The following is a 19657-nucleotide window of genomic DNA, read 5'->3' as shown; positions in this document are numbered from 1 at the left end:
GTAAATCGGGGAGAGGACACCACACATGACCCGTGTGACCCGCTGGAAATCCCTGGCACTGCTGGCCGGCGTCGTGACGGTCGCCGTCACGGCGCAGACCCCGGCCACCGCGGTACCCACCAGCACGGCGTACGACGACACGTACTACAAGGACGCGATAGGCAAGACCGGGGAGCCGCTGAAGGACGCCCTGAACCAGATCATCAGCAGGGACGTCAGCAAGCTCTCGTACGACGAGGTCTGGGACGCCCTCAAGAAGACCGACGAGGACCCGGACAACTCCGCCAACGTCATCCTGCTCTACACCGGCCGGTCCCAGAGCAAGGACGCGAACGGCGGAAACGCCGACGACTGGAACCGCGAACACGTCTGGGCGAAGTCGCACGGCGACTTCGGCACGTCCACCGGGCCCGGCACGGACATCCACCATCTGCGCCCGGCCGATGTCTCGGTCAACAGCACCCGTGGCAACAAGGACTTCGACGAGGGCGGCTCGGAGGTGGGGGAGGCGCCGGGCAACCGCACCGACGACGACTCCTTCGAGCCCCGTGACCAGGTCAAGGGCGATGTGGCCCGGATGATCCTGTACATGTCGGTCCGCTACGAGGGTGGCGAGGGCTACCCCGACCTCGAGCCCAACGACAAGGTCGACAACGGCAGCCAGCCCTTGATGGGACGGCTCTCCGTGCTGAAGAAGTGGAACGACGAGGACCCGCCGGACGCCTTCGAGAAGAAGCGCAACCAGGTCATCTACGACGACTTCCAGCACAACCGCAACCCGTTCATCGACCACCCGGAGTGGGTCGCCGAGATCTGGAAGTAACCCGGCCCCGCATCCGGCCCCCGGTCACGCGCCCCGGGCCGCCGCCAGCAGCTCGGCGGTGCGTCCGGGGTGTCCGGGGGCGGCCCGCAGCGAGGGCAGCAGCAGGGTCCACAGTTCGGCCAGATGGTCCTCGACGAGCCGCCGCCCGTCGAGGGCCTCGGACACCGTGTGCAGGCCGAAGAAGGCACACACGATGGTCCTGGCCGCGGGCAGCGGATCGACGTGGGCGGCCAGCTCGCCCTCGCCGTGGGCCCGTTCCAGCATGGCCCCGACGGCGTCGATCCACCCGATGAACGGGGGCGGGAAGGGCGCCGCGATCAGGGAGCGCTCGGTCCACAGCCGGGCCCCCGCCCGTACCACGATGTCATCGCGGAAGGCGCGGGCCACCGCGAAGCTGAGCCGGACGAGCTGCTCCAGGGCGGGCACATGGAGTCCGGAGTGCCGGTCGATCAGGGGCGGCCAGGTGGCGAAGTGTTCCTGCACCACGGCGAGGGCGAGTCTTTCCTTGCTGGTGTAGTGGAAGTAAATCGCCCCGCTGGTGTGACCCGAACGGGCGGTGATGTCGCTGATGCTCGTTCCGGCGTAGCCGCGTTCGTCGAAAAGGGATGCGGCCGCTTCCAGAAGAGACCGGCGTGTTTGTTCGGCCCGTTCTTGCACGTGTTCGTCGTCCTATCAATCAGCCGGTCCGGTGTGACGGAGTGAACTTAGCGGACTTTCGGCCGCTGATGGTGATGAGGACAGACAGGTCAAACATTATTAGTATTTTATGGTGATCGTTCGCGAGGCTCGCGGCCTCTCGGAGCCGACCGGTCCCACCGGTCGGCCGCTCAGTTGGTCCCGCACCGTGGCGCGTGAAGCCGTGCACCGGGTTTCGGTGGCCGAGGTGCTGCTCACCGACGTCCGTACGCTGGGTGACGGACGGTTCGAGGCGGCCGCCCAGTGGCCCCGCTCCCATCCGACGTTCCCGCACGGCGGGGACGGCCGGCACCATCCGCTGATGATCGCCGAAACGCTGCGCGAACTGGGGATCTACATCCCGACCCGGTACTACGCCGTGCCCGCGGGCGCGCACTTCCTGATCCGCGACCTGTTCTTCCGGCTCGACCCGGAGACCGAGCCCCGCGCCCCGCACGGGGCGACCGACATCACCTGCCGGATCGCGGTGACGGACGTCCGCACCGCACAGCCCACCGGGCGGTGCGTGTCCGGCATGCGGCTCGACGTCGGTCTGTGGGCGGGTGGCCGGATCTTTGCGCGGGCCGGGGGCACCGCCCGCTTCCTCGACGGCACGGCCTACGCGGAGACCCGCTCCGCCCACTCGGGCCAGACCGCGAGGCGCCGACTGCGCGCCGCCGTACGGCCCTCACCAGGGCAGTTGGGCGTACCGGCGGCCCGGGACGTGCTGGTGGTGCGGGACGGGGGAGTGGTGTACCTGGACCCCGCGGACCCCCGCCACCCGTTCTTCTTCGACCACTGGAGCGACCATGTGCCGGGGCTGGTGCTGCTGGAGGGCGCCCGGCAGGCCGCGGCGCTGGCCACCGGGGGCCTGCTGATCCGCCCCCTGGCCTGCCGGATGAAGGCGATCCGGTTCACCGAGTCCCATCCGCCCGCCGTGGTCGAGTGCGTCTCCCACGGCAGAACGTGTGTCTTCCGGCTGCGCCAGGCGGACATCTGCACGGCGGTCGGTGTGCTCCAGTACGGCTGACCGCACACCAGGACGACGAACACCCCGAACGACGAACACCACGAGCGGCGAACGCGCTGAGCGACGAACAAACCGCCGACGCTGAGTGACCCCTTGCTTACTCGGGGTCATCTCACTAACGTAGTGATCGTTATGTTTCGGGCAGGCAATTCTCCGCCTGTACGGCTTTTCCATGCCACATCCGGCATTCGGCGCGCAGCGCCCGCCCAGAAATTCACCGCGCTGCTCCCCGTGGCTACAGGCGAATCCTGCGCCGATTCCCCCATCTCTCCTGGAACGGCAGGCAGATGACAGCAGAAACCCTTCTCGCATGGACCCCCGCCGCCATCGTCTTCGACTGTGACGGCACTCTGATGGACTCCGAACGGCACTGGGAAAAGGCCCGCGAAGTGGTGCTCGCGGACTACGGGGCCGTCTGCGACGAGGAGTTCGCGGGGCGCACCAAGGGGCTCCACTACACCGAATGCGGCCGCATGATGGCCGAATTCGCCGGACTCCCGGACCTCGCCGACGAGATGACCCGGCAGCTGCTGAGCGCATTCCGCAGACTGGTCGCCGAAGACCCGGTCACCATGCCGGGCGCGGCCGAACTCGTCCACAAGGCGGCGGCGTTCGCACCGCTGGCCGTGGCGAGCAACTGCCCGCGCGACGTGGTCGAGGACGGGCTCTCCAAGGCCGGGCTGCTGCGCTACTTCGACCATGTGCTCGTCCCCGGCGGGGAAGTGCGGCCCAAACCCCATCCCGATGTGTATCTGGCGGCCGCCCGCCTGTGCGGTGCGGCCCCCGGTGACGCGCTAGCGGTGGAGGACTCCCACTGCGGCTTCCTGTCCGCCTCCCGGGCCGGGCTGAGGGTGCTCGGCGTGGGACCGCGCAAACCCGTCGACGAACGTCCCCCGGTGGATCTGTGGGTCTCCACGCTCGCCGACCCCGACCTCCTCAAGTGGGCCGAATCCCGGGCGGCTTGAGGCCCTAAAGGGAGGATCCGTGCACCGGTCAGTCCATCTTCATCCCGTCGTGCTCCTTGCCGCCGCCCGACTCGGAACCACCCTGGGACTTCGACCCACCGTGGTGCATCATCGAGCCCTGCTCGATGGCGCCGCCGAGCTTCGCGCGCAGGGGCTTGAGGGATTTCGAGGACTGACCGGTGACCGACCAGCGGGCACCGACCAGATACATGCCCCCGTAGTCCTTCGAGGTGTTCAGCCAGTCCGTCTGGCCCTTCGCGGTGGCGAAGGTGACCATGGTGTACCGGTCGCCCTTGCTGGACTGGCAGGAGCCCTGGCGCAGTTCGTCCGCCTCGGTGACGATGGTCGCCTTGCAGCCGATGGCGTCGGCGATCTGCGTCAGGGCCGCGGGCTTGCCCGGCTTCCCCAGCTCCTTGGCGGCGTGCGCCTGCTCCTTCTTCTTGCCGTCCGCATGGCTGCTTCCGCCACAGCCGCTCACCAGGCCGCCCGCACAGAGCAATGCCGCACCGAGCGCGGCGGCACGGAGTACGCGTGACACTTCAAACCCTCCCGTCGAGGTCCGGCGGGGAGCCCGAAGCGCCGCCGCTCCGGGCCCCCGTCGGGATGGACCATCGTGCCGTCTTACTGGGTCACCTTCTTGCCCTTGTCGTCGAGCGCGAACCAGGTGCCCTTGACGCCCTGGCCGTTGGTGTCGCCCGGCTTCTTGTCCCCGGCGAAGGTGTAGAGCAGCCAGCAGTCGAAGGCGGCCTGCTTGGTGCCGTCGGGGCGGGTGAAGGAGGTCACCTTCGAGGCGTCCACCCCGGAGACCTTGGTGGTGTCGATGGCCTTGACCGGCTTCCACTTGTCCAGGCAGGCGGCGTCGACGCAGGCCGTCTTCATCGGCCACGCGCTGTCCTTGTCGAACCGGTAGACGGTCATGCCCTCGCCGTTCACCATGATCTTGCCCAGGTCGGCGTTGTTGTTGACCATCAGCTCCAGGGCGCCGCCCCCGGCCTTCTTGCCGGCCGGCTTGCCGTCCGGGGCCAGCGCGTTCCAGGTGCCGCCCACGCCTTGGCCCTTGGTGTCGCCCGCCTTGGTGTCGCCCGCGTAGCGGTAGACCGGCCAGCCCTCCAGGGTCAGCTGCTCGCTGCCGTCGGAGCGCTTGACCTTGCCGAGCTTCTTGGAGTCGATGCCCGCGCCGGCCGTGGCGTCGTCCGCGGGGACCGGCGGCCACTTGGTGGCGCACGCGTCGTTGCAGTTGGACTTGGCGGGCTTGGGGGTGTCCTCGTCGAACCGGTAGAGGGTCATCCCCGCGCTGTCGGACACGAACTTGCCGAGCTTGGCGTCGCTCTTGACCGCGAGCTCCTTCGCCGCGCCGGTCTTGCTCCCGCCCGCCTCGCCACTGCCCGCCGCCGCGCCGGTGTCACTGCCGTACCCACCGGTCGCGCCGGCCCCCGCGGCCGCCGCGCCCGCACCCGCCGACGCCGATGCACCCGCACTCGCCGTCTGGCTGCTGCCGCCCACGGGCTGGACGTTCGCGCTGCCCGCGGAGGTGTCATTGCTGCCACACGCCGCCGTCAGCATGACCATCGCCGCGGACACTCCCGCAAATGCGATCTGACGCCGCTTCTCCATGACCACTCCCTGCGAAATCCTTATCGGTGTCCGGCGGTGAAGGCGCCGACACCATGCCCATACGGAGCCCGTGGCGAGGGACGTTCAGTCAGTTAAAAATTTGTCACCAGACGCAAAAAACGCTGGATACGAGCGCGCACGAACACGGGATACGAGGGCGCACAAACAAGCGACGGCCGTTGCGCAACGGCCGTCGTGGGAGGGGGTCTTCGAAGGCGGACTACTCCTCGATGCGCAGCGCCAGCGCGGGGCAGCGGCGCACCGCGCGCACCGCCTGTCCGCGCAGCTGGCGGGGCACGTCCATCCGGGCGGAGGACGGGTAGCCGTCGATGCCGAGCGTCAGCACCTCGGGCGGCAGGATGTCCGCGCACAGCCCGTGGCCCTGGCACAGCGACCAGTCCACCAGGAGCTTCTCCATCGGGCCCCGCTGCTGCCGCTCCGCGCGCGGTGGCGCGGACGCCTGACCGGTCGGCAGGGCCAGCGGCTGGGTCTCCTCGGGCATCGGCAGTACGCCGAGCGTGGGCCGCCCGCAGCCCGCGCCCATCGCATGGGACTCGAACTCCTCGGGAAACGCGTCCAGCGCCGTGGTCACGAATCCGGCCGTGCCATCGGGGTGGCTGCACGCGCCTCGCTTGCGCACCGAGTTGATGTACGCGCGCACATTGTCGATGGCCGACTGCCCGCCGCCCCGCTCCACCTGCCCGATCGCATCCGCGAGGGCGGGCAGCCCGATGAAGCAGGGACCGCACTGACCGGCCGTCTCGGCGGCCAGCCAGCGGGCCACCCGCGCGGTCTCGCCGAGCGGGCAGGTGTCCTCGGGGATGGGCAGCACCGCGCCCGCGCCCAGCCGCGCGCCGTACTTCTTCATGGACTCGCGCGAGATGGTGGTGGCGTTGATGCTCTTCGGGTCCAGCCACTTGCCGTGGTAGCCGCCCACCAGCACGCCCTGGCCGGGGGTGAGCCCGCACAGTTCCAGGACGTAGGTCAGCGGCACCCCGGTCGGCGTCTCCATCACGTACTTGCCGCCGACCGTCAGCAGGGTCGTGCCCGGCTCGGTGGGCAGCCCCACCGAGCGGTACGGCAGGGCGCCCATCCGCGCCGCGACGGCGAGCTGGGCGTAGGTCTCGGTGTTGGACAGCAGGGTGGGCAGCCCGCCGAGGCCGTTCTCGCTGGACCGGATCTTCCGGCCGTTGGGGATGGCCGGGGCGCCGCTGATGCCGTTGATGACGGCGCCGCCCTCACCGGCCACGAACCGGTCGGGCGTCACGCTCACTTCCACCGGGACCCCGCTGGGCCCGCGCTCGGCGATGGCGGCCTTCAGCGACTCCTCGACATCCGGTCGGTGGCAGGCGATGACGACCTCCTCGGCGCCGATCGCCTCGGCGGCCAGTGTGGCGCCGTCGATCACCAGATGCGGGGTGTGCAGCAGCAGGGCGGTGTCCTTGAGGCAACTGGGCTCGCCCTCACTGCCGTTGACCACCACGTTGCAGCGGCCGCCCGCACGGCCCGCCGCCTCGACGACCGCCGTGACCTTCTTGGCGAAGGGGAAACCGGCCCCGCCGCGCCCGCGGAGATCGATGTTCTCCGCGAGCGCGACGAGTTCGTCCGCCCGCAGGGCGGGCATCGTGCCGTGCACCGTCAAGTGGCCGACCCGGTCGAGTCGGTACGCCTCGTCCAGCCCGGCGAGCAGCCGGGGCGGATCGACACAGGCCAGCCTGGGTTTTGTCGTGATCACCGGTCCCACCCACGGGAGGCACCGAGGCGTTCACCGTCCCGTCGGCCCGAGTTGGCCGAACGGGGCCGCGGCACAGTGGGCGCGGCGCGCCGGGTGCGGCCTTCCTGAAGGCCGCGGGCAGGCGGGTTCCTCACCGAGATGCCGTCCCCTCGATCGTCGTCCTGGCTGCGCCGGGCTGCGAGCCGCATCCACAGCGCGATGGCCACTCCGGCGAGAGCCGCGATGTAGCCGTATGTCGCCCAGATCTTGGCCTCACGTCCGGCCTTCAGACCATGGATCAGCGCGAGGCCCCAGGCGGGGTAGGCGCCCACGTGGAGCGCCCGCCACCACCGGTACCGCCAGCGGGAGTTGCCCGCCGCGGCGAACGAGCTGCGGACCGCTCCGGTCACCGCCGCGATGACGAAGAGGTAACCGGCAATGGTTCCGAGCCCGATCAGCATCGGCTGCTTTGCGTCAGCGAACGGTAGCACGATCGAAGCTGCGTTCGTGTGGCTCTCGGCGACCTTCACCCAGATGTGAATGCCGAGAAAGAGCAGGCCGGCCACTGCGGCCGCCCGGTGGATGCCCTGGGCGATGAGCCGGTGGTTGGAGTGCAGGATCAGTTGGTCGGTCGCGGCGAGCCCCCACAGCACCGCTGAGCTGAGGCAGACCAGGGCGAGCACCCCGGCGCCGAAGTCGAGGAAGAGGAAAGTCTGGCTGAAAGCGCCGGCGTTGTACGTCACGATGAGGGACAGCACGACGGTCGCGACGATAGCGTAGATGCGGATGTTCCGGGACCACCCGATACCGGGCTGGTCCCGCCGAGTCCGGCGAGCGGCTCGTCGTCCTCCAGGTGCTTGGCGTCCCCCGTGGCGCCCCTGTGAGGGAGAAGGCGTTTGGGACATGGACATGGAGCCTCCCGATCGCGCGTGTTCCGCGCGGATGACGAGATACGTCAAAGTCGTCTTGGGGGCAGCAGCTTCTCGGAACTACACCTGATCTCCATAAGATTTGTCGTAACGTGACAACTTCTCGTGTATGAACACTGCCCAGACCGTCTACGGCTGATCCACTGTCATCCCGATGGCAAAGACCCGGCAAAGCGCCGGGACCGGTAGGGGTTGGGGTCCTCTATGAGGTAGCGGAGGACCCTCGACTCCCTTTCCGGACCGGATGAGACCGGAGACGGAGGCAACCTCCACGGGTCCGACCGACCCCCCAACGGTCGGGCCTCCCCCCGGCAAGAACGAGGTAATGATGGGCGAACTGGTGAACCGCATCTGGTCCCGCCCCCGTGGCGAGTGGACCCGCGTGCTGCGCAATGAGCTCCCGTCCCTGGCCGACGAGGTGATCGAGAACCTCCGGCACAGAATCCCGGGATTCGCCGACCTTCTGGAGGACTCTGAGCGTGAAAAGGTCCGCTGGGAAGTCGAGCAGGCTCTCCTGGCGGCGCTCGGCTACCGGAAGCCGGGCGAGGAGGGCGCCGGAGCCCCGGCCCTCTCCGACGCCGCTTACGGTGACGAGGCGCCCACCGACATCCCGCCCGAGCGGGCCCGGCGCGACCTGTTCGAGGCCCTGATCGGCGAAGTCTCGGTGTCCGAGCGGACGTTGGCCGAGCTGTCCCGGGCGGCCCGGTGGCCGCTGCCGGAGACCGTCCAGGCCATCGCCCTGCCCACTCCGGGCGAGGCACCGCCACTGGCCTCCGTGCTGGGAGACACGCTGATCGGCGCCGTCGGCGACGAGCTGTGCCTGCTGATCCCCGACCCGGACGCCGACGCCGACCCCGCTCCCGACCAGGGCGCGGAGCGGCTCCAGGACGGCGAACGGGACCCGGACCGGGAGGCCCCCGTGGACCCCGGCACCCGTGGCGCGCTGGAAGCCGCGCTGCGCGGCCGGACCGCCGCCGTGGGCCATGTGGTACCGCTGAACGACGCGGCGTCATCGGTCCGTTGGGCCCGGCGGCTGCTGACCATGGCCCCCGGCCGCGGCGGGCCCGAACCCCGGGTGCTCTTCGTCGACGACCACCTGTCGATGCTGCTGCTGCTCCAGGACGAGTCCCTCGTCCGGGCGCTGGCCGCGCGCTGGCTCAAGCCGCTGGTCGGGCTGACCCCCCGGCAGAGCGAACGGCTCCAGATGACCCTGCTGGCCTGGCTCGAGGGCGGTGGCGCGCCCGAAGCGGCCAAGGCGCTGAAGGTGCATCCGCAGACCGTGCGATACCGCCTGCGCCAGATAGAGAAGCTCTTCGGCCCGGGCCTGCGTGACCCGCGAATACGGTTCGAGCTGGAGATGGCATTGCGCGGCCGCAGGCTGATGGCGCAGATGGACCGCATCCGGCGCCATGCGTCCCGGGTGAGCCGACGACCCCGCACCGGCGCTGCCCCAGGCGTCCGTCCGCTGGGAATCGCCCGGGAGGCACGCGTCAACGGCCTCTGACCACAGAGGCGAACACACCGGCACCACCCAGGACTGCCGGCCGCGCGTGCGCGGTCGGCAGTCCGGTGCGTGGCGGGTGAGTCTGCGTGGTGCGGTGAGCCCGCGTGGTGCGGTGCGTCAGTGCGGGGACGGCGCCGCGGTGCGGTTCGCCGTGGGGTTCGCCGTGCGCATCGCGGCGTTGAGACCCAGCAGTTCCTTGTACGCGTGGGCACAGAAGGCGCACTCGGCCAGGTGGCGCGCGAGCGCGTGGCCACGTACCCCGCCGCGCCGCACCGAGGCGCCGAGCATGGCGCTGAAGTGGCGGCAGCGGTCGTTTGCCGCGGACTCCAGATGGGACTGGAGATACGACTCCCGCAGCCCCTCACGGGCGCGGAAGGCCAGTGAGGTGACCCCGCTGGGGGAGATGCCCAATAACGACGCCACGCGCTGCGGGGGTTCCTCCTCGACCAGGGTGTGCCACAACACGGTCTGCCAGCGTTCCGGAAGGCTGCGGAAGGCGCGGACGAGCAGCTGACGGTCCTCGCGCGCCACCACGTGCCACTGGGGGTCGGCCATGGGTGCGTGCTGGAGCCAGGTCTCGAAGTCCGCGGTCAGCAGGATCTGACGCTCGCCCTCGCTCCATTCCAGCGCCGTGTGGCGCACGACGGTCAGCAGATACGGCCGCCACGGCCCCCGTGGGCCGCCGCCCGCCCTGACCGCCTGGAACGTGCGGATGAACGCCTCGGAGGCCAGGTCCTCGGCGTCATGGAGCGCCCGGCAGCAGGTCCGGGCGTACGAGAGCGTCGCCTGGTGGTGGCGGCGGTACAGGATGTCGCCCGAGGCCGGGCTGGTGGCGCCCAAGGCGTACTCCTCCTTGAGCCGACGGGTCAGCTCCTGGTCGGAGGGCGCACCGGCCTCGGTGGCGCAGACCCCCCGCACGCACGGACCGCCCGGCTCCCGGGTGGCGGGAAGGACCGGACGGTCGGGGTGGCCGGGGTGGCCGGGATGGTCTCCGGCGGTGTCGTCGGCGGCCGCGTCACCCGCGGCCCGGTGGTGCGATGCAGCGCGGCGCGCGCCGGCCTTGCGGCCGGCGCGCGCCAGGTGATCATCTGCCATCAGTTTTTGCACTGCTGGCCGCTGTTGATGCAGTCCACAGCCTTCTTCATGAGCTCTTCCGACATCACGTTGATGAAGTCGTCGTGGTCGGTGATGGGCTTGTGCAACTGCTCGGGGAAACCGTCCACGGCGAACGGGGTGTCACCCGGGTTCTCATAGCTGATGGTGTTCACCAGCTGGGGGATGGCCTTGAAGCCCTGCGGGCAGGAGCCGTCCTCGTTGGCGTTGGCCACGTGGTCACGGTGGTTGGCGCTGTCGATGTTCTGGCCGTCCCAGCAGCTCTGGAAGTCGAAGGTGCGCAGCAGGTCGCTGCCCTCGGGGCAGAGCGGGTACTTGTCCGTCAGCTGACGGTCCTCGAAGCCGGAGCAGCTCCAGGAGGCGTTGGCGTTGGCATCGCCATTGGTGAAGGCCTTGGCGTCACCGGTGATGATCCGGAGAAACTTCGGCATGGCCTCGACCTTGCTCTGGGCGTTGCCCTTGAACTCGATCTTGGACTCCTTGGGAGTCAGGATCGTGCCGACGTTGCCTTCCTGGCCACCGCCGAGCTGGTTGGCGTCGGCCTCGTCCTTGCCGTCCTGGAGGCGGAGCACCGGCCAGTAGTAGGTCGACTTGTCGTCCTGGTTGGCGCAGGAGGTGCCCCCCTGCTCGAACGTCTGGTTGTTGGCGAAGGCGTCGTTCTGGTCGCTGCCCACGTAGTCGTGCATGTGGTGGGCGCCGTTGCCCACACCGGGGGCGACGATGACGTTGTCGCTGTTGCGGAGCTTCGGGTCGCCGACGCCGCACTCCGAGGTGAAGGTGCCGGTGGAGCCGTTGCCGTTGGCCTGCGGGGCCTGCTCGGCGTTCGGCTGCACCTGGGTGATGTCGACGAAGTCGTCCTGCGCGGGGCCGTTGCCCGCCTGGCCGCCGGCGTTGCCGGGCACGTCGTTGGCGCCCTCGCCGCCCTGCTGCTGGCCGCCCTGGTCGCCGCCCTGCTGCTCGCCGCCCTGTTGCTGGTCGCCGCCTTGCTGCTGGCCGCCCTGCTGGTCGCCGCCCTGTTGCTGGTCGCCGCCTTGCTGCTGCTGGCCTGCCTGTGCGACCTGCTGCATCTTGCATTCGCTCATGTCCTGGAGCTGGGAGTTCTCCCCGCCGCCCTGGCCCATTGCCTGGCCCATCTGGCTGAGCGTCTGCTGGCGCTGGTCGTTGAGCTTGGACAGGGCTTCGTCGCCCGAGACCTGGCCCTTGTTCATCTGCTGGTAGGCGGTGGCCACCTGGTTGTCCAGCTCACCGAGACCCTTGGCGACTTGGGCCTGGGAACCCTTCGGCACATCGCCGCTCAGCTTCTGGCTCACGTCGGGGCAGCTGATCGTGCCACCGGCGGATTTGGCCGATACGGCGCCACCTTGAGCGGAGGTGTTGTTGTCCCCGCTTGCTGATGCGTTGGCGGTGATGATGGCGGCCCCGCCGCCGCCCAGTGCCAGGGCGGCGACGATGGCGACCGTTTTGTTCTTGAACCGCCCGCGCTTGTGGGTCTGTTGCCTCATGAGATCACTTCACTTAGTCGTTAGAGGGCGTCGTAGTCGACAAGCCCGGTGTCCTCGAGGACCGTGATGTGGTCGAGAACGATGGTGTTGGCCCTGGTGGCCAGAGACCTGACCATGGAGTTCTTGCTCTGGGCACGAACCTGCGCCACCAGATTGAACACCTTTCCGTGGGCACTTCGCAGGAATTGCGCGAACAAACGCTCGAATTCTGCGCTGCTCGGTGCCTGGGACATCTCGTTCAGCCAGCCCTGCTGCTGGTCGTTGGGCTGGGTGGGCAGGCTGACACCCAGGGCCTGGGCGACTTCGTTCGTACGGCGGTCGAGTTCGGTGTGGCCGTCGATGAGGTGCTGGCCCGCGGTCTTGACGGCCTCCGAGGTCCCGCGTTCCTTGCCCATCCGCCCGGAGGGAAGTTCCCAGAGGCCGGCGAGCTTGACCTTGCGTACGAAGTCCCGATCGGTCGGCGTGAGCGGTCCGTACTGGGTGGTGACCGTCCCGCCGCCGTCGTCCGAGACACCGTTGGGCAGTACCGCGGCGCTGCTCGAGCTGAACAGGCTCACGGGGATGAGAATTGCCGCGAGCGTAACGGCGAGCGCACCAATGATGAGCCCGCTGCCGATCGTACGGCTGGATGCGATGGATCTGCTCAGGTTTGCTGATCGCACAGCGCCCTCCTTGCTTCGGAGTGACACCGGACGCTAGTGCCTGGTGTGGCACGGTCGTGGAGACCTCATCACTAGTGAATAAAGCCGGGACAGGGATCTCTACTCGTTGGTACTCTTCGCGCCCGCGCGTTGGAGGCGTGGATTCGCCCCTGGATATGCCGATTTCGGCATCGCTCAAATTTTTTTTTCCGGCGGATTGAGCACGGCGGCGCGGCCGTACGTATGGCAGGGAGAACCCCCCGCCATCACCACGACCGGAAGGGCCCAAGCCGTGCGAGCGACCGCGATGAACCCGACGCCGGTGCCCCGTGTTGCGCGAACCGTCCCGGGACACCGTTCTGCGCCGAAACCGCCGGTGCTGTCACTGGCCGGGGACCGGACCCCGACGCGACGGGAGCCCGCACCCCACGAGCCCGCCGAGGAGGGGACGGGCGCCGCGGTGATCCGGCTGCTCCCGGGGGGCCGGGGTCTCCCGCCGGATGGTGACGGCGAAGCGGATCCCGCCCCGGGCCGTCTCCCCTCTCCTTCTGTCCTCTCTATAGGAGAGGGCCGTAAGAGGGGAGAGGCTCGGTACAGGGGGCAGGGCCGCTATAGGGGAGAGGGCCGTTACAGGGGAGAGGGCCGGACCGGGCGACCGCCCGGCGGACCCGACGCCGCGTAGACCGTACGGTCCCCGCGCCCAGGTCGCCCCCGTGCCGAGGCCCGTTGACCGGCCGTCATCGTCGGTTTCCTGACGTATGACCCTATGCCGAGCGGTTTTCGACCACCTCTGACCTGCTGCTACGGCCCCACCACGGCGCAGGTAGCGTGTGCCCGGTCAGCCGGTCGTGCAGGGTGCAACAAGAGGTGGGACGTGGCCGCGGAGCGAGGGACGTTGTCGAAGCGGGTGGCCCAGGCGCGGCGGGAGTTGCCCGGCCACTACGCCCATCTCTTCGACGGGCGGCCCGAAGTGGACATCTCCACCACCGAACTCCGCCCCGACCAGGCGATCCAGCTGGCCACCGCGTACGGCTACCGCCACCATCGCACCCGGGGCTCCAAGTCGCTCCGCTACCGCGTCTTCGTACCGGACCACGACGCCGGGGCGCAGCGGGAGGCGGTGCCGCCCGGCACCCCCTTCGAGGTGGCCGCCCGGCATCCGGCCTTCCACGACCGCAGCGCCCGGGCCGCCCGGAACCACGCCGAGATGATCGAGCGGGAGCGCAGCATGGTCAAGCTGGTCCCGGCCATGGCGGTGGTGCCGTTCGTCGCCATCTGGCTGGTGGTGCAGCTGACACTCACAGGCAAGCCGGTGCTGCTGGTGCCGATCGCCTTCTTCGTCTTCCTGGAAGTGGCGCTGGTTCTGATGGTCCGCGCCGGCCGGCGCAAGCAGCGTGTCCTGGAGGTGCAGGCCGAGTGGCTGATGCGCCGCTACCCCCCTGATGGCTTCCCCGACGGCTTCCTGCCGGGTGTGTGACGACGCCCCCGCTGCCGCTGATCGAATGATCGCTACTATGGCGGTGTTCAGCGGATAACGAAAGCCGATCGCGTCGACGCACAGTCCGGCCGTACGCGTCCGGCGAGACGGGCGGTAGGACATGCGGGAGTCGGCGCGGAAGCGACAGGCGCGGATCACGGACCTGGTGGAGTCCCGGGGCATCGCGCGGATCACCGATCTCGCGGATGAACTGGGGGTTTCCGTCGTCACCGTACGGCGGGACGTCGAGGAGCTGGCCCGCCGCGGCGAGGTGCGCCGCGGCCATGGGGTGGCCCGCTCGCTCCAGCCGAGGGCCCCGGAGTCCACCGCCACCGGCGACACCGTCGGCATGGTGATCCCGGAACGCAACACCTATCTGACCGAGGCCGTGCAGGCGGCCCGGGAGGTCGCCGAGAAGGCGGGGCTGCGGCTCGCGCTGCACATCGCGGCCGACGAGCCCGACGCCGAGCGCACCGCGGTGCGCTCGGCGCTGGAGGCGGGTGCGCGCGGCCTGGTGCTCTCGCCGCACTGGCGCACGGCGGCCGAGGCGGCGCGCGATCATTCCTGGCTGCGCGCCCTGGACGTCCCCGTGGTGCTGATGGAGCGGCGCCCCGAGCGCGGCAGCTCCCTGTACGAGCTGGACTGTGTGCGCTCGGACCACGGGTACGGGGTGCATCTGGCGCTGGGGCACCTGACCTCCCTCGGCCACCGGCGCATCGTGCTGGCCGCACGCGACGACAGCCCGACCGCCAGGGTGATCCGGTCGGAGTTCGCCGAGCAGACGGCGGCCCGGGGCATCGCCGAGGGGTGCCCGACCATCCTCAGCTCGCGCACCGCGGGCCCCGATCCGCGTGCCGACGACGCGCGGGCGGCCGACCTGGCGGAGACGCTGCGCAGGGCCGGGGCCACCGCGGCGCTGATCCATGGCGACATGGAGGCGCTGGTGCTGGTCCAGCGGCTGCGGGAGGCCGGGGTCGAGGTGCCGCGGGACTGTTCGGTGGTCGCGTACAACGACGTGGTGGCCGACATGGGCCAGATCGCGCTGACGGCCGTCGCCCCGCCGAAGGCGGAGGTGGGCAGGGCCGCCCTCGGGCTGCTGCTCCGGCAGCTCGACCACGCCCGGGAGGGCCGGTGGCCGGGGGCCGCCCGCCACCTGGAGCTGCTGCCCGGTCTGGTGGCCCGGGATTCGACGGTGCCGCTCGCCTGATCCGAGCGTCTGATCGTTTGACCGCTTTGGTTTCTTCTGTTCGATGTATTGACGGTATTTCCGTCAAGCGATCAGGATTCCCCCTGACTCCACCGCTCCACCGCGAACAGGGGAGGGTTCATGCCTGGTCACCGACGCCCAGGACGCCCGGCTACCGGACGCCGGGCGACAGCCGGAACAACGGCACTGCTCACACTGCTCGCCCTCCTGCTGACTGGTTGCTCCGGCGGCGGCGGAGCGGACACCGCCAAGGACGGCCCCGTCCGCCTCACCTTCTGGTCCGCGCTGCGCGGCAGTCAGGAGGTGGTGGACGAGTTCAACCGCACCCACACCAACATCAAGGTCGACTTCGCGCAGGTTCCCTCGGGAGAGCAGGGCGGCTGGGCCAAGCTCAGCAACGCCGCCCGCGCGGGCAACGCCCCCGATGTGGCCACCATCGAATACCCCCAGCTGCCCGGCTTCACGATCGACGGGGTGCCCCGGGACATCAGCAAGCTGCTGCCCGACTCGGTGCGCCGCAAGATCCTGCCGCAGGCGCTGGACCTCACCACCTTCGACGGACGTACCTATGCCGTGCCGGTGGACATCGAGCCGATGGTCTTCCTGTACCGCAAGGACATCTTCGCCAAGAACCACATCCCGGTCCCCAAGACCTGGGCGGAGTTCGAGAGTTCGGCCCGCAAGCTCAAGAAGGCCGCGCCCCGTTCCCGTATCGCCAGCCTCTTCACCACCGGCGGCACCCTGTACATGGCCGCGTACGCGTGGCAGGCCGGGGCCAAGTGGTACGAGACCTCCGGCGACACCTGGCGCGTGTCGATGGACGATGCCCCCACCCGCAAGGTCGCGGACTACTGGCAGGGCCTGAAGGACGACGACCTGGTGCGCGTGGAGCCCGGGTCCAGCCAGCAGTGGCGGGCCCATCTGCGCAGCGGTGAGACGGCCGGTTATCTGGCGGGCGCCTGGGCCGCGGGCTCGATGATGGCGTCCACCCCCGACGGCAAGGGCAAGTGGGCCATCGCGCCGGTGCCGCAGTGGGACGCGGCCAAGCCGAAGGTGAGTACCCAGGGCGGCTCGACGTTCATGGTCACCAAGGACAGCGACCATCCCAAGGAGGCCATGGAGTTCATCTCCTGGATGGTCACCAGCCCCGACGCCCTGCGTGCCAAGCTCGCCAGCGGTGTCAGCAGCGCCTTCCCGTCCGTGCCCGGCCTGGTCCCGGTCGCCCGCAAGGAGATGGACACCAGCTACTTCTCCGGCCAGGACATCTTCGGCCTCTTCGACGAGCAGGCCAAGCTGATCGCCCCCACCTGGCAGTGGGGACCGCGGATGGTGTCGACGACCACCTCCGGTGACGACGGGCTCGCCAAGGCCGGGGCCGGGAGCGGCAGTGTCCTGGAAGCCCTGCGCGACGCCCAGAGCCGGACGATGCCCGATCTGAAGAGCCTCGGCCTGTCGGTCACCGAGCGCTGAATCCCGCCACCCGCGCTGTGTCTCCCCTTCAGCCGGCTTCCCCTTTCACCGTGAGCCGAGGTATCCCGTGAGTACCGTCATCTCCTCGAAACGGACGGCGCCGCCACCGGCGTCCGCCGCCGAACCGCCCTCCAGAACCGGCCGGCGCCAGCAGCGGATCGCCGCCGCGGTGCTGCTGACCCCCTTCACGGCCCTGCTCGTCGCCGTGTTCCTGGTCCCCGTCGGGTACGCCATCTACCTCAGCTTCTTCGGCGAGGACCACGAGGGGCTCGGCTTCGGTGGCGGGCGTACCGTCTTCACCGGACTGCGCAGCTATCTCGCGGTGCTCCAGGACCCGAGCTTCCTCACCGGGTTCGGCACCATCGCCCTGTATTGCGTGATCTTCGTTCCGCTCGTGGTCCTCAGCGCCCTGGCGATCGCCCTGCTGCTGGACTCGGGCCTGGTCCGGCTGCGGCGGACCGCGCAGATGCTGCTCTACCTGCCGCACGCCGTGCCCGGCATCATCGCGGCCGTCCTCTGGCTGTACCTCTACACCCCCGGGCTCAGCCCGATCATCAAGGTCTTCGCCCAGGCCGACATCACCATCGACTTCCTCGGGCTGCACACCGTGCTCCCGTCGATCGTCAACATCGCCCTGTGGAGCGGACTCGGCTACAACATGATCATCTTCTACGCCGCGCTCCAGGCGCTGCCGCGCGAGGTGATCGAGGCCGCGACCATCGACGGCGCGGGCGGCATCCGCACCGCGCTCCAGGTCAAGGTGCCCATCATCCGCGGTTCCCTGGTGATGGTGTGCATGTTCTCCCTGATCGGCGCGCTCCAGCTGTTCACCGAGCCCATGCTGATGAACCAGGCCACCCCGATGGTCAACTCCCGCTTCACCCCCAACATGTACATCTACGACGCGGCCTTCCGCCGCAACAACTACGGACTTGCCTCCGCGGCCTCGGTGATCCTCCTGATCGTCACCTGCGCCCTGTCGTACGCCGTGACGCGCTGGTCGGGCCGCCGGGAACGGAGCGCGCGATGACCACCACCACCCCGAACAGCACCCTGCACACTCCCAGAGCCGGTGTCCGGTCCCGGCTGACCAGCCGCGGCGTGGCCAACGCCGTCGTCCTGATCGCGGCGCTCTACACCCTGCTGCCCGCCCTGTGGCTGCTGCTGGCGTCCACCAAGAACGCCGACGCCCTCTTCGGCAGCGACATCCTCTCCTTCGGCGACTTCTCCTTCGCGAGCAACCTCTCCGACCTGTTCGCCATGGACGGCGGGCTGTACGGCGAGTGGTACGTCAACAGCCTGCTGTACGCGGTCGTCGGCGCCCTGACCGGCTCGCTGATCAGCGTGGCCGCGGGCTACGCGTTCGACAAGTACGAGTTCCGGCACAAGGAGAAGCTGTTCGCCCTCGTGCTCACCGGTGTCATGGTGCCGCCCACCGTCCTCGCCCTGCCGCTCTACCTGGTGGCCTCCGGCGTCGGCATGGTGAACACCTTCTGGGCGGTCTTCATCCCTGTCCTCTTCAACCCGTTCGGCGTCTACCTCGCCCGCCTGCTCAGCAGCGGCTACGTACCGAACGAGGTGCTGGAGGCGTCCCGGGTCGACGGCGCGGGGGAACTCCAGACCTATGTGCGCGTCAGCCTGCGCATGCTCGGCCCCGGCTTCGTCACCGTCTTCCTGTTCCAGCTCACGGCCATCTGGAACAACTTCTTCCTTCCCATGGTGATGCTCTCCGACCAGCATCTGTATCCGCTCAGCCTCGGCCTGTACACCTGGAACAGCTCCGCTACCGTGTCGCCCGAGTACTACCCGCTGGTCGTCATCGGCTCGCTGCTCGCCGTCGTACCGCTGATCGTCGCGTTCGTGATGCTCCAGCGCTACTGGAAGTCCGGACTGACCGCAGGGAGTGTCAAGTGATCGCATCGCAGCCGCCGCAGCCGCCGTCCCGCCCTCGCCCGCGCGCCGCCCTGGGCATGGCGGCGCGCACCGCCCGCCAGGTGCTCGGCTCCGGCGCGCTGGACCGGCTCACCGCACTCCTCGACCTCGACCCGGACCTCGTCCTCGACGACTTCACCACCCCCGCCGCGCGCCGCACCCTCGCCGACACCGAACTCCTCGTCACCGGCTGGGGCTGCCCGCCCCTCGACGACCGTGCCCTGGACGCCGCGCCCCGGCTCCGCGCCGTCGTCCACACCGCCGGGACGGTACGCCACCACATCACCGACGCCTGCTGGGAGCGCGGCATCGCGGTCTCCTCGGCGGCCGCGGCCAACGCCGTACCCGTCGCCGAGTACACCCTGGCCATGATCCTGCTCTCCAACAAGCGCGTCCTCGCCATGGCCCGCGACTACCGCACCGAACGGCGCACCATCGACTGGAGCGGCCGCTACCCGGACGCGGGCAACTACCGCAGAACGGTCGGCATCCTCAGCGCCTCGGAAATCGGCCGCCGGGTGATCGCCCTGCTGGAGCCGTACGACCTCGACGTCCAGCTGTACGACCCGTATGTCACGGCGCAGGACGCCCGGGAGCTGGGCGTACGGCAGGTGGGGCTGCGGGAGCTGTTCGCCACCAGCGACATCGTCAGCGTGCACACCCCCCTGCTGCCCGCCACCCGCGGTCTGGTCAGCCGGGAGCTGCTGGCCGCCATGCCGGACGGCGCCACCCTGATCAACACCGCGCGGGGGGCGGTGCTGGACCAGGCGGCGCTGACGGACGAGGTGGTGGCGGGACGCCTCCACGCCGTCCTCGACGTCACCGTGCCGGAGGTCCTGCCGGCCGAATCGCCGCTGTACACATGCGACAACGTGCTCCTCACCCCGCACATCGCCGGATCGAAGAGCGGTGAGCTGCGGCGGCTGGCCGACCTCGCGATCGGCGAGGTCGAAAACTACGTGGCCGGACGGGCCTTCGCCCATCCCGTCCTCCACGAACGGCTGGACCGCTCCGCGTAACCGCCGTAGCAAGCACGGCCGCCCCCGGACAAGGAGACCCAC

General features: G+C 69.7%; 18 protein-coding genes. 10 read left to right on the top strand and 8 right to left on the bottom strand.

The window, feature by feature from the left end; all coding sequences use genetic code 11:
* Nucleotides 1-25 precede the first annotated feature (25 nt).
* On the top strand, nt 26-823 hold the full coding sequence (locus LCH29_RS32575) for an endonuclease I family protein (protein WP_446465288.1): 798 nt from the start codon (nt 26-28) through the stop codon (nt 821-823).
* Between the two features lie 24 nt (nt 824-847).
* Here LCH29_RS32575 and LCH29_RS32570 read toward each other — a convergent pair whose 3' ends face one another.
* Complete coding sequence (locus LCH29_RS32570) at nt 848-1480, bottom strand: ScbR family autoregulator-binding transcription factor (RefSeq protein WP_446465287.1); 633 nt, start codon at nt 1478-1480, stop codon at nt 848-850.
* A gap of 187 nt (nt 1481-1667) precedes the next feature.
* On the opposite strand from LCH29_RS32570, the gene LCH29_RS32565 reads away from it, so the two are divergent.
* Nucleotides 1668-2528, top strand: a complete 861-nt coding sequence (locus LCH29_RS32565) for a ScbA/BarX family gamma-butyrolactone biosynthesis protein (RefSeq protein WP_446465286.1) — start codon at nt 1668-1670, stop codon at nt 2526-2528.
* A 287-nt stretch (nt 2529-2815) separates the two neighbouring features.
* Nucleotides 2816-3493 carry an HAD family hydrolase gene (locus LCH29_RS32560; protein WP_446465285.1) on the top strand — a complete coding sequence of 226 codons (678 nt, stop codon included), beginning with the start codon at nt 2816-2818 and terminating at the stop codon, nt 3491-3493.
* A 28-nt stretch (nt 3494-3521) separates the two neighbouring features.
* On the opposite strand, the gene LCH29_RS32555 is transcribed toward LCH29_RS32560, so the two are convergent.
* The 4 genes from LCH29_RS32555 to LCH29_RS32540 all read right to left on the bottom strand — a co-directional run bounded on the left by LCH29_RS32555 (nt 3522) and on the right by LCH29_RS32540 (nt 7579).
* Nucleotides 3522-4031: a hypothetical protein gene (locus LCH29_RS32555; RefSeq protein ID WP_446465284.1), complete on the bottom strand. Its 510-nt coding sequence runs from the start codon at nt 4029-4031 to the stop codon at nt 3522-3524.
* 83 nt (nt 4032-4114) lie between these two features.
* Complete coding sequence (locus LCH29_RS32550; protein ID WP_446465283.1) at nt 4115-5107, bottom strand: SCO0930 family lipoprotein; 993 nt, start codon at nt 5105-5107, stop codon at nt 4115-4117.
* A gap of 220 nt (nt 5108-5327) precedes the next feature.
* Nucleotides 5328-6842, bottom strand: coding sequence for an NADH-ubiquinone oxidoreductase-F iron-sulfur binding region domain-containing protein (locus LCH29_RS32545; RefSeq protein WP_446465282.1), 1515 nt, complete (start codon nt 6840-6842; stop codon nt 5328-5330).
* Nucleotides 6839-7579 carry a hypothetical protein gene (locus tag LCH29_RS32540; RefSeq protein WP_446465281.1) on the bottom strand — a complete coding sequence of 247 codons (741 nt, stop codon included), beginning with the start codon at nt 7577-7579 and terminating at the stop codon, nt 6839-6841. The genes LCH29_RS32545 and LCH29_RS32540 overlap by 4 nt, the downstream gene beginning before the upstream one ends.
* Before the next feature lie 496 nt (nt 7580-8075).
* Here LCH29_RS32540 and LCH29_RS32535 point away from each other — a divergent pair, with 496 nt between their 5' ends.
* On the top strand, nt 8076-9254 hold the full coding sequence (locus tag LCH29_RS32535; protein ID WP_446465280.1) for a PucR family transcriptional regulator: 1179 nt from the start codon (nt 8076-8078) through the stop codon (nt 9252-9254).
* Nucleotides 9255-9371: 117 nt separating this feature from the next.
* Here LCH29_RS32535 and LCH29_RS32530 read toward each other — a convergent pair whose 3' ends face one another.
* Genes LCH29_RS32530 through LCH29_RS32520 form a run of 3 tightly spaced genes read right to left on the bottom strand, consistent with a single transcriptional unit; the run spans nt 9372 to nt 12426 of the window.
* A complete protein-coding gene (locus LCH29_RS32530) occupies nt 9372-10349 on the bottom strand; it encodes an RNA polymerase sigma factor (RefSeq protein WP_446465279.1) in 978 nt (325 codons plus the stop codon).
* On the bottom strand, nt 10349-11869 hold the full coding sequence (locus LCH29_RS32525; protein ID WP_446465278.1) for a DUF1996 domain-containing protein: 1521 nt from the start codon (nt 11867-11869) through the stop codon (nt 10349-10351). Before LCH29_RS32525 ends, LCH29_RS32530 begins: the two co-directional genes overlap by 1 nt.
* 20 nt (nt 11870-11889) lie before the next feature.
* Nucleotides 11890-12426 (bottom strand): DUF4142 domain-containing protein, encoded by a 537-nt coding sequence (locus LCH29_RS32520; protein ID WP_306664808.1) that lies wholly within the window; start codon nt 12424-12426, stop codon nt 11890-11892.
* 958 nt (nt 12427-13384) lie between these two features.
* Here LCH29_RS32520 and LCH29_RS32515 point away from each other — a divergent pair.
* The 6 genes from LCH29_RS32515 to LCH29_RS32490 all read left to right on the top strand — a co-directional run bounded on the left by LCH29_RS32515 (nt 13385) and on the right by LCH29_RS32490 (nt 19615).
* Complete coding sequence (locus LCH29_RS32515; protein ID WP_446465277.1) at nt 13385-13987, top strand: hypothetical protein; 603 nt, start codon at nt 13385-13387, stop codon at nt 13985-13987.
* Nucleotides 13988-14108: 121 nt separating this feature from the next.
* Nucleotides 14109-15194 carry a LacI family DNA-binding transcriptional regulator gene (locus LCH29_RS32510; RefSeq protein WP_446465276.1) on the top strand — a complete coding sequence of 362 codons (1086 nt, stop codon included), beginning with the start codon at nt 14109-14111 and terminating at the stop codon, nt 15192-15194.
* 120 nt (nt 15195-15314) lie between these two features.
* Complete coding sequence (locus tag LCH29_RS32505; protein WP_446465275.1) at nt 15315-16664, top strand: ABC transporter substrate-binding protein; 1350 nt, start codon at nt 15315-15317, stop codon at nt 16662-16664.
* Nucleotides 16665-16731: 67 nt separating this feature from the next.
* On the top strand, nt 16732-17694 hold the full coding sequence (locus tag LCH29_RS32500; protein WP_446465274.1) for a carbohydrate ABC transporter permease: 963 nt from the start codon (nt 16732-16734) through the stop codon (nt 17692-17694).
* A complete protein-coding gene (locus LCH29_RS32495; protein WP_446465273.1) occupies nt 17691-18578 on the top strand; it encodes a carbohydrate ABC transporter permease in 888 nt (295 codons plus the stop codon). Before LCH29_RS32500 ends, LCH29_RS32495 begins: the two co-directional genes overlap by 4 nt.
* Nucleotides 18579-18634: 56 nt before the next feature.
* Nucleotides 18635-19615 (top strand): hydroxyacid dehydrogenase, encoded by a 981-nt coding sequence (locus LCH29_RS32490; RefSeq protein WP_446465446.1) that lies wholly within the window; start codon nt 18635-18637, stop codon nt 19613-19615.
* Nucleotides 19616-19657 lie beyond the last annotated feature (42 nt).

Source organism: Streptomyces sp. BRA346 (assembly GCF_052851135.1).
The sequence above is the reverse complement of the archived record's forward strand: the minus strand, read 5'-3'. Positions and strand labels throughout refer to the sequence as shown.